Below are 15,935 nucleotides of genomic sequence, written 5' to 3' on the forward strand. Positions count from 1 at the left end.
CTGTGGTGGTCGACGGCCGCGCAGTCGCAATCCGTGCCAGTGGGGTATCAGCAAGTCGCGAGCGAATACGGCCTGCCTCCGGGCCTGCTCTACGCGGTGGCCTTGACCGAGAGCGGACAAAGCTCGCTCAGCGGTGGACAGTTCCGCCCCTGGCCGTGGGCGCTCAATATTGATGGGGAAGGACACTATTTCCCGTCGCGCCAGATGGCATGGCGGGCCCTGCAGGCGGTGTTGACCCAAACGAAAACTTCGGTGGATATCGGGCTGATGCAAATCAGTTGGCGTTACCACCGTTCAGTCCTGGGATCATCCTGGCAAGCGCTGGATCCCTACCACAACCTGCGTGTGGCCGCCGCGATCCTGCGCGACTGCTTCGTCGAGCACGGCCACTGGATTCAAAGCGCTGGCTGCTATCACGCACCCAACGATCCTGCCCGAGCTGATCGCTATGGTCACCGGGTCAAGGCGCACTGGAGGCGGTTGACCGATACATCACAGGAGGAAGGCCTTGAGAATCCGTAAACAACGATTGTTGCCAGCCTTCGTGCTCGGGCTGGTCATGAACTCTTCCGCATTGGCTGAGCTGGCGGTGATTTATGACAGTGGCCAGACCCGGCCCTTAGCGCCGTTACTCAGCCCACTTTGGTCGAAGAAGCCTCAATCGACCACCCCGGCTGAATCGAACAACCAGAATCTATCTTCAAACTCCTTACTCGGTCCGGCGACCCTCAGCAATTTATTGCCCATACGTTCACCCGGATTGGCCGTCGTCGATACCGCCGATAGCCAACTGAATCCCGAGGTTCTGGCGCGTTTGGCGCAAGGGAATCCACGCCCCTTCTTTCTCATCGGCTCGGATGCGGTGTCAGTGCAATGGCTGGCGACTCACCACAGCACTCTCAAAGCCCTGGGTGCGGTGGGCATGCTGGTACAGGCCGATACCGAGGCGGATGTGCGACGGGTTGCCGAGGCGGCGCTGGGCTTATCCATCACCTTGGGCTCCGGGAGCAATCTGGCCGCCGCACTGGGTATTCATCATTACCCGGTATTGATTACCCGTGATGGCATCCGGCAATGAGCTCGCATCCGATGGAAGCGCTGTTGCGGCCCCCCGTCGAGTTGTGGTCCACCGCGACAGCGTTCGCGGCGGGTACGCTGGCCTGGCTCGCCCCCTGGGCCTTGATGATGCCACCGGGTATCGCAATAGCCACCAGCCTGACTTTTTTCGGTTTTGGCTTGTGGCGGGGCCGTCAAGCATGGCGTGTGTTGCGCTACCAGCATCACATGAAGCGGCTGCCGGATTACCAAGTGCGGGCAAACCAGATCCCCGTCAGTCGCCATAAGCTGTTTTTGGGCAAAGGTTTCCGCTGGACCCAGCAACACACCCAGCGCCTGCGCGATACCCTGAAGCCCGAGGTTCAACGTTACGTTCAGCCGGGCACGCTCTACCAGTGGGCGCGACAAAAGGAAGTGGCCTGGGAATCAATTCCAATCCTGTCTTTGCTGGCCAAAGCCCTGCGCAGTCGCAGCCGCTGGAACCCGTTGGCGCCACTACCGGCCGTCGGCGGCAAGCCCGCCCTGCACGCGGTTGAACCGCAAGAGCAGCCCGTGTGGATGGATCTGGGTGAACGGGTCGGGCACACGCTGGTGTTGGGCACCACGCGCGTCGGTAAGACACGCCTGGCGGAACTGCTGATTACCCAGGACATCCGCCGGGGCGATGTCGTCATCGTCTTCGATCCGAAAGGGGACGCCGATCTGTTGCGTCGCATCTACGCCGAGGCGAAGCGCGCCGGTCGGCTGGACGATTTTTATCTGTTCCATCTCGGCTTTCCGGAACTGTCGGCGCGTTACAACGCCATCGGTAACTTCTCCCGCATCACCGAGGTCGCGACCCGCATCGCCAATCAGTTGCCCAACGAGGGCAACTCCGCTGCCTTCAAGGAGTTCGCCTGGCGCTTCGTGAATATCATTGCGCGCGCCCTGGTGGCCCTGAAACGCCGGCCGGACTACCAGCAGATCCGTCGCTACATCAACGACATCGAGCCCTTGTTTGTGGAATACGCCGGGCACTGCGCCGACGTTGCCGGCATCGAAGCCTGGAAGTCTCTGGTTGAAGAGCGCGCGGCGGATATCAAAGAGCGCAATCTACCCAATGCCCTGCGTGGCCGGTCGATGGAAGCCATCGCCTGTATGCGCTTGCTGCAGGAGAAGGCCATTTATGACCCTGTCCTGGACGGGCTGATTTCCGCGTTCAAATACGACAAGACTTATTTCGACAAGATCGTCAGCTCCGTCGGCCCGCTGATGGAAAAGCTGACCACCGGCACCATCGCCGGGTTGATCTCACCGGATTACCAGGACGAGCAGGATGCGAGGCCGATCTTTGAATGGATGGATGTGGTGCGCCGCAAGGGCATTGTCTACGTCGGACTCGATGCGCTGACGGACACCACCGTGGCCAGCGCCGTGGGCAATTCGATGTTTGCGGATCTGGTGTCCGTCGCGGGGCATATCTACAAGCACGGTGTCGCGGCTAAGGATGCTGATGCGCCAGACCCGGAAACCAAATCACGCTCGACCCCCACCATCTCACTGCATGCGGATGAGTTTAACGAGCTGATCGGTGATGAATTCGTGCCACTGCTGAACAAGGCAGGCGGGGCAGGCTTTCAGGTCACGGCCTATACCCAGACCTGGTCGGACGTGGAAGCGCGAATCGGCAGTCGGGCGAAAGCGGGGCAGGTGGCCGGTAACTTCAATACCCTGCTGATGCTGCGGGTGAAAGAGCTGGATACCGCCGCCATGCTGACCGAACAGCTGCCGCGGGTTGAGGTCTTCACCCTGATGAGTGTCTCCGGCGTCGATGATTCGTCGGATCCAGGTTCCGGGGTCGATTTCAAATCCCGCAACGAAGACCGGATCAGTGTCTCGGAAGTGCCGATGCTAACTGCCGCCGATATGGTCACCTTACCCAAGGGGCAGGCTTTCGCTTTACTGGAAGGCGGTCAGCTCTGGAAAATCCGCATCCCGCTGCCCGACGACCGCGAGGATACGGCCATGCCCGATGACTTTGAGGCGATAGCCGAGGCCATGCGCCGCAGCTATATCACCAACGATCACTGGTACCGGGTCACCGACCACTGGTGGCACGCCGTCTCCGAGGCCGCGATCCGACCCTCAGACGCCGGTGAGCAGGCTTGAGCACGGTGGAGCCCCGTGATCCCCGACGGCCGGTTGCACAGCCAGGTACCGTATCCCGGCTGCTGACGGGCATCGCCCAGTGCCTTAAATGGCTGTTTCTCTCCCTGATGTTCTCCATCCTGGTGGAGTGGGTCGGCATGGCGTTCTGGTGGGAAGAGCAAGGACTTGGCCACAGTCGGCAGATGCTGGTGAACGAATTGCAGTTCCTCGGCGCCGACTTTCATCGCAGCTGGTTAACTGCCCAGCCGATGGTGTTTGCCAGTAACCTCTCGGATCGCATCTACCAGTTTGCCTTCGAGTGGACGGGCCTGGTGGATCTGATTCATTGGATCACACCGGTACCGTCCGCGGAGGAAACCGGTCTGAGACCGGTGCTGCACCGGTTTTACCGACCGGTGTCTGACTATGTACTGGCGGGTATGCAAATCACCCAGGTCTTTGCGGTACGACTCGCCATCCTGACGCTGGCCACGCCGGTATTTGGACTGTTCACCCTGGTGGCGCTAGTGGATGGGCTGGTGCGGCGCGACCTGCGGCGTTGGGGCGGTGGCAGGGAAAGTTCTTTCGTGTACCACTACGCCAAGAAAGCCGCCATACCGCTGATCATCATGGCCTGGGTGTTTTACCTGGCGCTGCCGTTCAGTTTGCACCCGTCCTGGATCATCCTGCCATTCGCGCTGGCCTTTGCCTTCGCCGTCACCATCACCGCCAGTACCTTTAAAAAGTACCTTTAATACAAAGTCATTGAACCAGTTGACTGTACCGTTACAGTCTGCTAGGCTGCATTTAAGCACTGTAAAGGTACAGTCTGAATGCTGTTTAGGAGGTAATCATGATCGCTCAAGCCGAACAACTGCTGCAACGTGGTTCCAGTGTCACCAGTTCACTGCTGCCGGCGATTTTCACTATCTTCAGCCAATGGCGCTTGACCGGTGCCCAGCAGATGACGCTATTGGGCCTCAGCAATGAGAAGACCCTCTATAACTGGAAGAGCCAACCCGAGAAGGCCAAGCTGACGCGAGACCTGTTGGAACGGGCCAGCTACATTTTGGGGATCTACAAGTCCCTGCAAATCCTGTTGCCCGATCAGGTGTTGGCAGACCAGTGGCTGGCCACACCGAACGACAACCCGCTGTTCAATGGCACGGCGCCGCTGGACCGGATACTTGCTGGTCAGGTGGTCGACCTGGCCGTGGTCAGGGATTTTCTTGATACGGAGCGGGGTGGTTGGTGATTGCGATCGATACGCTACCCAGCAGCGAGGTCAATGAACCGGTCTACCGGGTCATCCTGTCGCGCTATCCACAGATACACCTGTTCGAGCGCGTCTCCAATCCCCAGGATTGGGACGTGCTCTACGCCGTCGAGTCGCTAACCAATCCCAGGTTGCGCGATGAAGTTGGCGATATTCGCCTGGTACCCCCGGAAGATCGCGTCTATGGCGATGGCGCGTCCTGGATCATGGCGGCGTTCACCCATCCTCCGGTTGATGGGCGGGGTGGTCGCTTCAACCGGGACTTTGGTATCTACTACTGCGCTGCCGATGAAGCGATTGCCATCGCCGAATCGTCCTACCACCGGGCGCGCTTTCTGCGGGAGTCCCGGATCGACAAGACCACTCAGGAAATGCGCGTCATCCGCGCACAGTTGGGGCCGACAACGTTGCATGATGTCCGTCACCTGGTGGGAGATGGCATCTATGATCCAGATGATTACGGCGAAGCCCAGCATATCGGTTACGCGCTACGTGATGCGAAAAGCTTTGGTGTTCACTACCAAAGCGTAAGGGCAAAAGGCGAGTGCTACGGCGTGATGCGCGCCCGAGCGCTGTCCGATGCGATCCACTGGCGTTACCTGCGCTACCAGTATGACCAAGGGACGATCGTTGACGTTGAATCCATCAATGGCAATAGTGGCGGCAGCAGCAGAAGGTGAGGGGCATGTACAGAGAACTGCTTTGGATCTTCACGCAACTTCCAGACGATTACATCGTCCTCGATACAGAAACCACCGGACTGCCTGACGAAAACGGCCTGCCGGATATCGTCACACTTGGCATCACCGTAGTGAGGCATCAAGCGATTGCAGAATCCGTCGAGTTTAAAACACGGCCACAAAAACGCATTTCAGAAGAAGCGCAGTCGATACACGGCATTACCAACGAACAAGCTACAGGATTTGATTCCTTTGATTCCCGGTGGAACCAGATTGCCGAATACCTGAAAGATCAGCTTATCGTCATCCACAATGCCAGTTTTGACTGGCCGATCCTGCTGGATCACGTCACTCGATACGCTTTATCAATGCCGCCAATTCAAGGTGTATTTTGCAGTCAGAAAGCAGCAATTCCCTGGGCGCAGGCAATGAATTTGTCTTGCAGCCACAGGGGGCCATCGTTAGATATGTTAACGAAAGCGTTTGAAGTCGAAGATCTCAGGGCAAAGATCGGTGGAGCTCATGGAGCGGCAATAGACAGTCAGCAGACGGCTCAAGTTACAGAGGTAATGAGACGCAATGGCAATATGGATTAAGTTTAAACCTTGAGTCATGATGAATGGGAATAGCTTAATTTGTTAGCCAAGATTAGGCTGCTATCGATTAAGTCAACTGCGTTGGAATTCAATGTAGATTTACGTGGATCTATCATGAAAATTGTTGGTGAGAAATTAGAGCGCTGGGCCTTGGAGCAAAAGGCAGTTGACGAGAAAGACCTTTTTGGCAGGAGTGCCTTTAACCGTTATTACTATGCCGTATTTCTGTTGACTCGAGAAATGCTTGGTGAATTTAAGGCTACCTGGAAAGGAACAATGCACGCGGGCATACCAGAGTTGCTGAGGACTTCGGTCAAGAAAGAAGTTGAAAAAGCATTAAAGTCGGCTATTCGTAGTGGTTTGATTTCCCAGGGTGAGAGTAGTCAAATTATAAATCAGCATAATATTTCTCTAAACGCTCTGGCGAGCCTGTTAGAAGAGGCTTATCAGGTTAGAAAAATTGCCGATTATGAACCTGAAATAGCTATTCAGCAGAAGCATAATGTTATTTCTCTAGATAGACATAAGCTGACTTCCGCGAAGGCTTGGCCAGATCGGGCGGCATCGTACTGTAAAGCAATCCGGAAAGTATGGAAGGAGGTTGGTCTTGCTTGATGATGACGAAATAAAAGCACATCTTGAAGCTGCTGGTCGTGATTATGTTATCGATGTTCGTGTGCGTGCATACGACGAGGCTATACTCCTATATATTCCGCGAGAGAGAGTGGCACCTAAGGTTAAACAGGGTTTTACGTCATTTCGACAAATAAAAAATCTACAAAAACACTTGGGTGAATATTTTTCCACTGTCGTTGATGTCATATTTATGAAATCAGAATCCCATTCTGATTTAGAGGCAGGTTTTTTTCAGTTGTTAAATAGGCGGTTTAATGATCGATTAAAGTCAATGTACATCTCATTTTCAGGAGAAAAGGTGATTGATTCATGGATTGAGGTGAAGGAGTTGGATGACTTATTGAAAGCCCAAATCTCGGAGCACTTCTCTGAACTTTTAGCTGGTACGGATCTGATTTTAGGAGAGATTCAGTGGGTTGGTTCAAAAGTTAACCTGCCATCAACTCCTGCACTTTTGAGATTGATAAAAATACTACAGCCGGTAGAGCTTGGTTATCTCTCAAAATCGCTCAAAGAAAATTATGACTCAGTAGACGAGAAATGGCTGAAGAAGACTCTGGACAATCTGAGGCGAAAGGGCGTTCTGCATTGGCAAAAGCCAGGAAGCTACACATTGACAGCAGATTCGTTAAATTTTGTGCCTGCAGGTACGCGCAGGTCGAGCTCTGACATAGATAGAGCGCTTGCATTAGGGAGGCGTAAGTGGTGAAATGCTCGTCAGGAGCGGCGGTTCCAACTCGTGAGGGTGTGTATCATGCCCGCTTGCGAAGGCTAGGCATAGAAGGTCGGTGGAACAAAGTCCATCGCTCCTTCGAATCGATGGACTTTGTTCCACCGAGATTAAAGAAACTTATTGAGACTGTGCCGTGTTAGCCCCGCCGCTCCTGGTTTCTTATTCTTCACTTGAAGACTACCTATCAGCGCTATCCCCTGAGATGCGAGAAATGTACGAAGAAAAAATTCGTGCGCTCGTTGATCATCAGTTGCCGCCAGTGGTCTCATCTCGCTGTTTGTCTGTATTATTTGGTTATTCCACCAAATTTGTTAATGCGTTGGCGTTAAGAAACTACAAGTATTATCGTGAGTTCACGATAAGAAAGGGGAATAAGCGGCGAAAAATCCAGGCCCCCCGTGTGGCTCTTAAAGTTATCCAGAAATGGTTTGCCCATCATTTGGCAAATACACTGCCAGTCGAAGATTGCGTGTACGGTTTTGTATCTGGGCGTTCGGCGGTTGATGCGGCCTCTCGGCATTGCGGGGCTTCTTGGGTTTATTCAGTAGACATAGAAAACTTCTTTCCTTCAACAGAGGATGATGTCGTCGTAGAGGCGCTTAAGGGCTTAGGTTATTCGGAAAAAGGGGCAAGGTTGATTACCTGTTTGTGTTGTTACGGTAGCTATCTTGGGCAGGGGGCGCCATCAAGTCCAGTGCTTTCAAATTTAGTAATGACTCCAATTGATGTTCAGCTAAAGAGTGTTGCTGATGAGTTGGGTATAACTTTAACTCGTTATGCTGATGATATTGTTTTTTCTGGGCGGGAAGACTTTCCAGAAGAGATACGTCTCAGAGTCGAAAAAATATTTTCTGGTACTGGTTGGAGATTGTCTGCTAATAAGGAGTATTTGGCCGAGGCTAAAAATGGCCAAAGACTTAAAGTTCATGGATTGCTTGTAAATGGTGAAGTGCCGAGGCTTACGAAAGGCTATCGGAATCGAATACGTGCATATAAGCATTTGATCGCGACAGACAAGGTGAAACCTGAAGATAGGCGCAGAATTATAGGTCATATTAAATTTGCTGAATCAGTAGAAGGCTGGAAGCGTAAGTAGTGAAATTTTTGATTAAATAAATCCGGCGCGGTAACAGTAAAATTTTTCTCACACATAATTTTTTGGGGCTTTGGGGAAGACTAAATACTATAAGAGTCTGATCTTGGTTGTGAACAAACTTTGAATGAGGACCAGGATTAAATAACCACACCACCCACCGAATAGATTTCCCATCGTCCATCGTCCCTAATTCTCGCACTATGTCCCGTAACAACTCACGGGAGCAGCAGTGCCATGAAACGCCATCTCTGGCTACCTTCTTTTCTGGTTATCGGGTTATTAACCCCGCCGATCACATTGGCGGATACCGGCGCCGAGCGCGAAGCGCTGGCAGAAATTATCCACGACCTGAATGCCCTTGAGGCAGCTATAAAACAGGCCGAGGCGAATGCCAATCCGGACGCTCGAATTCGCTTTCGTTATGACTGGCTGCGTCAGGATCTGAAGCAGATCAAGGACGGCATCCAGTCACACATCGACTCCCCCCGTGCTCAGCCTCGTTCATTTCCGCCATTGCGCGGCGATTACCGTCGATAGGTTTCGTCATGAACGCCGCACAACAAACAGCTTTTCAAGCCGGTTCCGGTATTACCCCAGCCACCATGCTGACGGCCATCGCGTCGATGATCCTGGTGCTGGCGTTTGTCTGGGTGATCTGGGTTGCCATCGGCACCTTTCGGGCCTGGCAGGAAGGTCAGGCCACCGTGTTTGACCTGACCTGGAGCACCCTGCGGGCAAGCATTGTGTTGATGGTATTGGGTTTCTATTTGCGGTGATTCGATCGAGAAACCCTCACAAGGGCAAGCGGCGGTGCATCGCAGTGGGATGCGGGGATAGGCCCTATTTTTATCAGCGTTACAGAAGAGGATATTTCTTATGGGTACATCAATTACAGAAAGCGGGTTCAGTAAAACGCCCGTTGCCATTCGCAGGCCGCTATTGGCAATCGCCGTGGCGCTTTTCCCACTGCCGCTCTGGGCGGCATTGCCGACACCCGTCGCGCCGAGTACTGCGCCGCCGGCGGGTGACTGGATCGGCTTAATTCAGGGCTATATCAAAGATGGCGGTCTCGTACTGGGGCTGGCAATTGCGGTACTGGGCTTTCTTTGGATTGCTTACCTTGGCTTCGCCAAATTTAACGAAGCCCGCCAAGGCAAGGCGGAATGGGCTGAAGTGGGTGTGCTGGGCATTGTCGGAGCGATTGTGCTGATCTTTGCCAGTTACCTGCTTACAGAAGCCGCAGGCGTCATCTGAGGTGCTACACACCGAGCGCGGGAGAGGAAAAACCTATGTCTAACTACCATGAAGTCCTGGCGGATCGGCTCAATGCCGAACCCGCCATTTTTAAGGGTTGCTCATCCTCTGAGCTGGGCATGATTGTGGGGTTGGCCATTGTGATATGGCTGCCCCTCAGTCTGTTACTGGCCTGGTTGCTGGGTGCCATCACCATGGGTTTTGGTATCGCCGGTGTCGGTGTGGTGGCCACTGTGGTCATTCTGGCGACGCTGTTTCAGCGTATCAAACGCGGCCGACCTGAAGGGTACTACCAGCAATGGCTGCGTATCCGTCTGCAGACGATGGGACTGTATCGCACGCCTTGGGTACTGCGCAGCGGGTCCTGGGATATTGGGAGAACTCACTATGCGCCGCTACCGTCTCGAAATCGATAACGTGCGTTCCCATCTGCGCTCCCTGTGGGTCGTCATCGGTTTACAAGGGTTCATTATTCTGGCGCTCTGGTTCGGCTGGAGTCAGGCACCCAAACAGTTGCGGGTTTATGTGCCACCCGATCTGCGCTCGGGCGCTGTTTTGGCAGCCGAGGAAGTGCCTCCAGCGAACGTCTATGCCTTTGCGTTCTACATTTTTCAGCAGCTCAATCGCTGGCCCGAAAACGGCGCAACGGATTACGGCAGTGCAATTTTCCGGATCTCGCCCTACCTGACACCGCGCTACCGCAATGACCTGATCGCTGACATGGAACTCAAAGCTCGCCGCGGCGAGTTGGCCTACCGGGTGCGCGGTGTCCATGAGGTTCCGGGGCACGGCTACGAGGAGCGCCGCGTCGATGTGTTGTCGCCCGATGTCTGGATTGTCTGGCTGGATCTGGATCTGCTGGAATCCGTAAAAGGCATGACCGTCAAGCAAACCACGATTCGCTACCCGATTCGCGTAGTGCGCCAGGCCATCGATCCGGAAGCCAATCCCTGGGGGCTGGCACTTGATGGCTATGCCAGTGACGGCCCGCGTCGATTAACCGATGCCGAGCTGGCTGAACCCAGCGTGACTGGCGCCATTACCAATAAGGAATCCCCCCAATGAATCCTCGTGATTTCTGTGCGTCATTGAGTTTGATTGCTTTGCTCGGTCTCTGTTTCCCGTTGCTGTCCTTTGCACAAGTCGATGACGCTGCATTGAGCACTCCGGAACGCGTTGTCTGGAACAAAGCGCCCATCGCAATTCCATTGGTCGTTGGTGAAGAGCGCCTGGTGCATTTTCCGGATTCGGTGAGCATCGGCTTGCCGCAGTCACTGACCTCGTTGCTGCGAAGCCAAAGCATCAACGGCACCCTATACCTGTTGGCTAGGCAAGCCTTTGAGCCCACCCGTGTCATGGTGCGCTCGGAAACCGACGGCCCGATCTACGTCCTCGATATTTCAGCGGTGCCAGGCGGCGCAGACAGTCGATCATTGTCGGATGTGCAGATACTGCTGGAGTCACCGCAAGATGCTGGTGCCGATCAGTCGACATCGGACAAGCGATCACAGCCTTTGGGTTATACCGCTTTAACCCGTTATGCCGCGCAACAACTCTATGCGCCAACACGGCTGATCCCCCGGCAGCCGGGCGTGGTAGCCATACCCGTGAACCCCGAACCGGTCGATCTGGTATTGGGCGGCAAGATCGAAGCCGTGCCGGTTGCTGCCTGGAAGGCGGGTTTGCGGTACGTCACTGCCGTCAAGCTGATCAATCGTACCCAAAGCCCCGTCGTGCTGGATCCACGCGAACTGCGCGGGTCATGGCTGGCGGCAACCTTTCAGCACAATCGCCTATTACCCGCTGGCAGTGAGGCCGATACCACAGCCGTCTATCTGGTGTCGGATCGGCGCTTTGATGCGGCCTTTTGATGTGGCGCTTTGAGAGAGGATAGGAATCTACCCCATGTCGATGGTCACCAGTAATCGTTTGTTACCACTTCTTGCCGGTTCCGTTGTGCTGATGGCGGTGCTCGTCGCGGTGAAGTCCTGTTCCCCGAGCGACGAGCAACCCCAGCTGTTGGAAGCCGTGCCACAGGCACCGAAACCGGATGCCGATACACCGGCGGATACCATCAAGACACTGACGGCCAACGTCAGCGCCATGACCTCGGAGCTCAATGCCCTGCGCCGTGATAACACCGCACTCAAACAGGAAAACCGCGATTTGATCGAAGACCGAAAGCAGATCGAAAACAACGTGCTGTCGAGAGTGCAGACAGCTTTGGAGGCAAAACGTATGGATGCCGCGCCAAGCGAAACCACGTCGGCCATCGCCGCGTTGACGGCGAGGGTGGATTCCCTGGCCAACCGCTTTGGGACGTCATCGACACAGCGGACTTCCACGGGTTCTGATATTCCGGTCGGGCTCGGCCTGGATGGTGTCAGAACATCGGCGTCGGAAGCGGAATCACTGGTGTGGGTCAACCCCCTGGAGCTTGCGCCATCGCCTGATGCTGATAAAGAGACGTTGCTTAACCGCTTCACTCGCGGCAGCCGCAATGCGTTAGATAGCGCCGGTCCGGAAGTGAAATCGCTGGTAGCGAAAGGATCCGAAGCCCTCAATACCGCTCTGCCGGTCTACACCGTGCCGCGCAATGCCACTCTGATTGGCTCCACTGGCATGACCGCCTTGGTGGGCAGGGTGCCGATTCAGGGGCAGGTGCGCGACCCCATGCCGTTCAAGGTGATTACCGGTAAAGAAAACCTGGCCGCCAATGGACTGCGCATACCCGGTATTGAGGGCATGATCTGGAGTGGAACGGCTGTTGGCGACTGGACGCTCTCCTGTGTGACCGGGAAATTGGAATCGGTGACCTTCGTGTTCGAGGACGGCACCATTCAGACCATTTCCTCTGATGAAAAGTCCAGTGGCGGCAACCAACGGGGTGGTTCCAGTGGAAGCAGCGATAGACCGCTGGGCTGGATCTCCGATGCGCGGGGCATCCCCTGTATCACGGGCGAACGCAAGACCAACGCTCCCGCATTCCTGACACAACGCATTGGTGTGATGGCCCTCGAAGCCGCCGGTGAAGCGGCAGCACAGGCCGAAACCACAACGCTGATCAATGATTCAGGCTCGGCCACCAGTGTGGTCTCCGGTGAGACCGGTAAATACGTACTGGGCAAAACCCTGAGCGGCGGTAGCGACGAAGTCGCCCAGTGGTTGCGGGAGCGTCAGGCACAGAGCTTCGATGCGGTCTTCGTGCCCGCCGGTGTCGAGCTGGCAATCCACGTTGATCATGAACTCCCCATCGATTTCCATTCCAACGGCAGGAAACTTCATCATGAAACCAATCCTTTCCAACAAGCGACGATTATCACTGGTTCTGGTCTGGACTAGCGCCCTGATGGTCGGCTGTGCCAGCACTAAAGAGACAGTACTACCGCAGGACGGCCCGACCATGAAGTCCATTTACGATCAGCACATGGTGGATGTTCAGAAGCCAGACCACCGGCGAGTCATCGGTGGTCAGCAGTTACCGCAATCTGGTATCGACCACTATCAGGGCTTTGTGCGAGAGGCTGCTAATGAAATCGACACGGTATTTCCTCGTCTGCCGAATCCTACGCTGGTGATGTATATCTTTCCCCACCTGTCGGGCAGTGAGCGCACCCCGGTACCAGGTTATGTCACCACCTTTCCCTTTTATGAAAAGGTGGAGTACGCCTTGCCGGGAGAAGTGCCGGGGGAAGTGCCTGGTGAATCGTCCGCAACGGCCAATCACTCGACGTTGGATCAGTAGGAACGCTTGATGCCAAAACATAAACCTAACCTTCCCGAGGGTTCGCCCTTAACCACTGCCGCGGTCAAACAACACTATACCCGCCCGCCGTCGTTTACCGATTTGCTGCCCTGGATGGAATACATTCCCGAGAGTAGAGCTTTTCTGTTAGAGGATGGGGTCAGCCTCGGCGCGCTGTTCGAGGTGCAGCCGGTCGGTTGTGAGGCAAGGACGCCAGCCTTTATGACGCAGCTGCGTGACGCCATTCAAACGGCAATCAACGAGGCCATTCCCGAGCGCGACGATGCGCCTTGGGTATTGCAGATCTATGTGCAGGACGAGCCCAGGCTAACCCAATTCAATGAGTCGTTGGCCCGTTATCCGTCGCCGGCGGTTCGTGCTTCGGATTACTCTCAACATTACCAGTCGGTGATGTCGAAGCACCTGCAAGCGATTTCCCGACCGGGTGGGTTGTTTGACGATACCACCGTCACCGGTTCGCGTTGGCAGGGGCAGCAACGGCGGATCCGCGTCGTGCTCTACCGCCGTTTGAAAAACAACGGTAAAGCGCCACCCGCTGTTGAAGTAGAGGAGGCGCTCAATGATGTGGCCACCAAATGGATCGCTTCACTGGCCTCTGCCGGAATCAACGCCCAACGGGCCAATGGTCAGGCGTTTTATCAGTGGTTGCTGAGCTGGTTCAACCCCAATCCACCGCTGGCAGAAGGTAATCCGGAAGCACTGATGCAGTTGGCACCCTACCCGGGTGATGACCACTTACCCTTCGGCTATGACTTTGCCGAGCAGCTGACCCTGTCGATGCCACACTCCGACGAGGCAACCTCGAGCTGGATTTTCGATAAACTGCCGCATACCGTCGTGACCGTACAAAGCTTGCGGCGGGCCCCGGACATCGGGCACTTCACGGCGGAGCGTCAGGCGGGGGATCAGGTGTATTCCCTGTTCGATCGCCTGCCTGAGCACACCATCATGGCGATAACACTCACGCTCAAACCGCAAGACACTACCCGCAATCACATTGCCCAGATCAAGCGCGCAGCGGTGGGTGATTCCGCAGAGGCATCCATCACCCGGGAAGATGCGGAACAAGTGGAGCGGGAAATGGCGCAGGGCAACAAGCTGTATCCCGTGAGCATGGCCTTCTATGTGCGCGGAGATAATCAAAAGGCGCTACGGAACAATTTGAATCGTCTCCACGCGCTGCTTTTGCCCAATGGTCTGCAGCCCATTGCCCAGGAAGCTGACCTGCTGTCGCTCGACAGTTACATCCGTAACCTGCCCATGGCCTACGACGCCGACCTGGACAAATCCCGCCGTCGCTCGCGGCTGATCTTCTCTCGCCACATTGCCAATTTACTGCCGTTCTACGGCCGTTCCCGTGGCACCGGTCATCCTGGCCTGGTGTTTTACAACCGGGGTGCCGAACCGCTGGTTTTCGACCCGTTGCACCGGGATGACCGTAAGAAGAACGCCCACATGCTGATCCTCGGGCCGACGGGCGCTGGCAAGTCGGCACTGTTGGTGTATCTGCTGCAGCAGATGATGGCACGGCATCGGCCACGGTTTTTTATTATCGAGGCCGGGGCTTCGTTTTCGTTGCTGGGGCAGCATTTTGCACACCACGGTCTGTCAGTGAACCAGATCACCCTGAACCCCAATGTCGATGTCAGCCTGCCGCCCTTTGCCGATGCGCTTCGACTGCTGGATCGGCGTCACGCGTTTAATCCACTCGATGTCGATGTATCCACAATGGAGGAGACGTTAGACGAAGATGATGAGATCGAGGAGGAAGGGGGCGGGCGCGATATTCTCGGCGAAATGGAGATTGCTGCACGGATTATGATCACCGGCGGCGATGAGCGCGAAGACGCGCGATTGACCCGGGCCGACCGACTGCTGATCCGCAATGCCATCTTCCTTGCCGCAAAAACGGTGAAAGAGACCCGTCGTACCCAAGTGATTACCCAGGATGTGGTCAACGCCTTCCAGACCATCGCCACCAACAGGGAATTGCCCGAACACCGGCGTAATCGAGCCCTGGAAATGGGGGATGGTATGGCGCTGTTCTGTTCGGGCCTGGCGGGCCACTTCTTCAACCGTCCGGGCCAGTCCTGGCCGGAGGCTGATGTCACCATCCTCGAAATGGGCATGTTGGCCAGAGAGGGCTACGAGGATCAGCTCACCGTTGCCTACCTGTCCATGATGAGCCATATCAACGACCTGGTGGAACGCCATCAACACGATGATCGGCCCACGCTGGTGGTGACTGACGAAGGCCATATCATTACCACCAATCCTTTGCTGGCGCGCTACGTGGTCAAGATCACCAAGATGTGGCGCAAGCTCGGTGCCTGGTTCTGGATCGCCACCCAGAATTTGGAAGACTTTCCGGACGCCAGCCGCAAAATGCTCAATATGATGGAGTGGTGGCTGTGCCTGGTCATGCCGAAAGAGGAGGTGGAGCAGATCGCCCGCTTCAAGGATCTCAATGACGAGCAGCGCAACCTGCTGTTGTCTGCCCGCAAGGAGCCGGGAAAATACGTGGAAGGAGTCGTCCTGGCCGACAAGGTCGAAGCGCTGTTCCGCAACGTGCCGCCAGCCTTATCGCTCGCCCTGGCCATGACCGAAAAGCATGAGAAGGCTGAACGTGCAGCGATTATGCGTGAGAAGAACTGCTCGGAGCTGGAGGCGGTTTACGAGATCGCCAAGCGTATCGAACAGTCTCGTGCGTAGCAG

Annotated in this window: 19 protein-coding genes; all 19 read left to right on the forward strand. The window is 55.5% G+C overall.

What is annotated here, in order from left to right; genetic code table 11:
- Positions 1–33 precede the first annotated feature (33 nt).
- The 19 genes from Q8A57_RS05760 (at position 34) to Q8A57_RS05850 (ending at position 15,932) form a co-directional block, all read left to right on the forward strand.
- A complete protein-coding gene (locus tag Q8A57_RS05760; protein WP_305170039.1) occupies positions 34–522 on the forward strand; it encodes a lytic transglycosylase domain-containing protein in 489 nt (162 codons plus the stop codon).
- The gene (locus Q8A57_RS05765; RefSeq protein ID WP_305170040.1) at positions 509–1,078 is read left to right on the forward strand and encodes a PFL_4695 family integrating conjugative element protein; all 570 of its coding nucleotides are present in this window, start codon (positions 509–511) and stop codon (positions 1,076–1,078) included. The genes Q8A57_RS05760 and Q8A57_RS05765 overlap by 14 nt, the downstream gene beginning before the upstream one ends.
- Entirely contained in the window at positions 1,075–3,204 is a 2,130-nt protein-coding gene (gene traD / locus Q8A57_RS05770; protein WP_305170041.1) for a type IV conjugative transfer system coupling protein TraD, read from the forward strand. Before Q8A57_RS05765 ends, traD begins: the two co-directional genes overlap by 4 nt.
- A gap of 5 nt (positions 3,205–3,209) precedes the next feature.
- Positions 3,210–3,938 carry a TIGR03747 family integrating conjugative element membrane protein gene (locus Q8A57_RS05775; protein ID WP_305170163.1) on the forward strand — a complete coding sequence of 243 codons (729 nt, stop codon included), beginning with the start codon at positions 3,210–3,212 and terminating at the stop codon, positions 3,936–3,938.
- A gap of 98 nt (positions 3,939–4,036) precedes the next feature.
- On the forward strand, positions 4,037–4,438 hold the full coding sequence (locus Q8A57_RS05780) for an MbcA/ParS/Xre antitoxin family protein (protein ID WP_305170042.1): 402 nt from the start codon (positions 4,037–4,039) through the stop codon (positions 4,436–4,438).
- A complete protein-coding gene (locus Q8A57_RS05785; RefSeq protein ID WP_305170043.1) occupies positions 4,435–5,139 on the forward strand; it encodes an RES family NAD+ phosphorylase in 705 nt (234 codons plus the stop codon). The genes Q8A57_RS05780 and Q8A57_RS05785 overlap by 4 nt, the downstream gene beginning before the upstream one ends.
- A gap of 5 nt (positions 5,140–5,144) precedes the next feature.
- Complete coding sequence (locus Q8A57_RS05790; RefSeq protein WP_305170044.1) at positions 5,145–5,735, forward strand: 3'-5' exonuclease; 591 nt, start codon at positions 5,145–5,147, stop codon at positions 5,733–5,735.
- Positions 5,736–5,849: 114 nt separating this feature from the next.
- Positions 5,850–6,350 (forward strand): hypothetical protein, encoded by a 501-nt coding sequence (locus Q8A57_RS05795; RefSeq protein WP_305170045.1) that lies wholly within the window; start codon positions 5,850–5,852, stop codon positions 6,348–6,350.
- A complete protein-coding gene (locus Q8A57_RS05800; protein WP_305170046.1) occupies positions 6,343–7,080 on the forward strand; it encodes a hypothetical protein in 738 nt (245 codons plus the stop codon). The genes Q8A57_RS05795 and Q8A57_RS05800 overlap by 8 nt, the downstream gene beginning before the upstream one ends.
- A gap of 235 nt (positions 7,081–7,315) precedes the next feature.
- The gene (locus tag Q8A57_RS05805) at positions 7,316–8,200 is read left to right on the forward strand and encodes a reverse transcriptase family protein (RefSeq protein WP_305170047.1); all 885 of its coding nucleotides are present in this window, start codon (positions 7,316–7,318) and stop codon (positions 8,198–8,200) included.
- 234 nt (positions 8,201–8,434) lie between these two features.
- Positions 8,435–8,737, forward strand: coding sequence for an integrative conjugative element protein, RAQPRD family (locus Q8A57_RS05810; protein WP_305170048.1), 303 nt, complete (start codon positions 8,435–8,437; stop codon positions 8,735–8,737).
- 8 nt (positions 8,738–8,745) lie between these two features.
- The gene (locus Q8A57_RS05815) at positions 8,746–8,976 is read left to right on the forward strand and encodes a TIGR03758 family integrating conjugative element protein (RefSeq protein WP_305170049.1); all 231 of its coding nucleotides are present in this window, start codon (positions 8,746–8,748) and stop codon (positions 8,974–8,976) included.
- A gap of 100 nt (positions 8,977–9,076) precedes the next feature.
- Positions 9,077–9,454, forward strand: a complete 378-nt coding sequence (locus Q8A57_RS05820) for a TIGR03745 family integrating conjugative element membrane protein (protein ID WP_305170050.1) — start codon at positions 9,077–9,079, stop codon at positions 9,452–9,454.
- A 35-nt stretch (positions 9,455–9,489) separates the two neighbouring features.
- Complete coding sequence (locus Q8A57_RS05825) at positions 9,490–9,870, forward strand: TIGR03750 family conjugal transfer protein (RefSeq protein WP_305170051.1); 381 nt, start codon at positions 9,490–9,492, stop codon at positions 9,868–9,870.
- A complete protein-coding gene (locus Q8A57_RS05830) occupies positions 9,842–10,519 on the forward strand; it encodes a PFL_4703 family integrating conjugative element protein (RefSeq protein ID WP_305170052.1) in 678 nt (225 codons plus the stop codon). The genes Q8A57_RS05825 and Q8A57_RS05830 overlap by 29 nt, the downstream gene beginning before the upstream one ends.
- On the forward strand, positions 10,516–11,325 hold the full coding sequence (locus Q8A57_RS05835) for a TIGR03749 family integrating conjugative element protein (protein WP_305170053.1): 810 nt from the start codon (positions 10,516–10,518) through the stop codon (positions 11,323–11,325). The genes Q8A57_RS05830 and Q8A57_RS05835 overlap by 4 nt, the downstream gene beginning before the upstream one ends.
- Before the next feature lie 34 nt (positions 11,326–11,359).
- Positions 11,360–12,796 carry a TIGR03752 family integrating conjugative element protein gene (locus Q8A57_RS05840; protein ID WP_305170054.1) on the forward strand — a complete coding sequence of 479 codons (1,437 nt, stop codon included), beginning with the start codon at positions 11,360–11,362 and terminating at the stop codon, positions 12,794–12,796.
- The gene (locus Q8A57_RS05845; RefSeq protein WP_305170055.1) at positions 12,741–13,199 is read left to right on the forward strand and encodes a TIGR03751 family conjugal transfer lipoprotein; all 459 of its coding nucleotides are present in this window, start codon (positions 12,741–12,743) and stop codon (positions 13,197–13,199) included. Before Q8A57_RS05840 ends, Q8A57_RS05845 begins: the two co-directional genes overlap by 56 nt.
- A 9-nt stretch (positions 13,200–13,208) precedes the next feature.
- Entirely contained in the window at positions 13,209–15,932 is a 2,724-nt protein-coding gene (locus Q8A57_RS05850; protein WP_305170056.1) for a conjugative transfer ATPase, read from the forward strand.
- Positions 15,933–15,935: the final 3 nt, after the last annotated feature.

This window comes from Porticoccus litoralis, from assembly GCF_030676955.1.
In the GTDB taxonomy this organism is placed as follows: domain Bacteria; phylum Pseudomonadota; class Gammaproteobacteria; order Pseudomonadales; family Porticoccaceae; genus Porticoccus; species Porticoccus litoralis.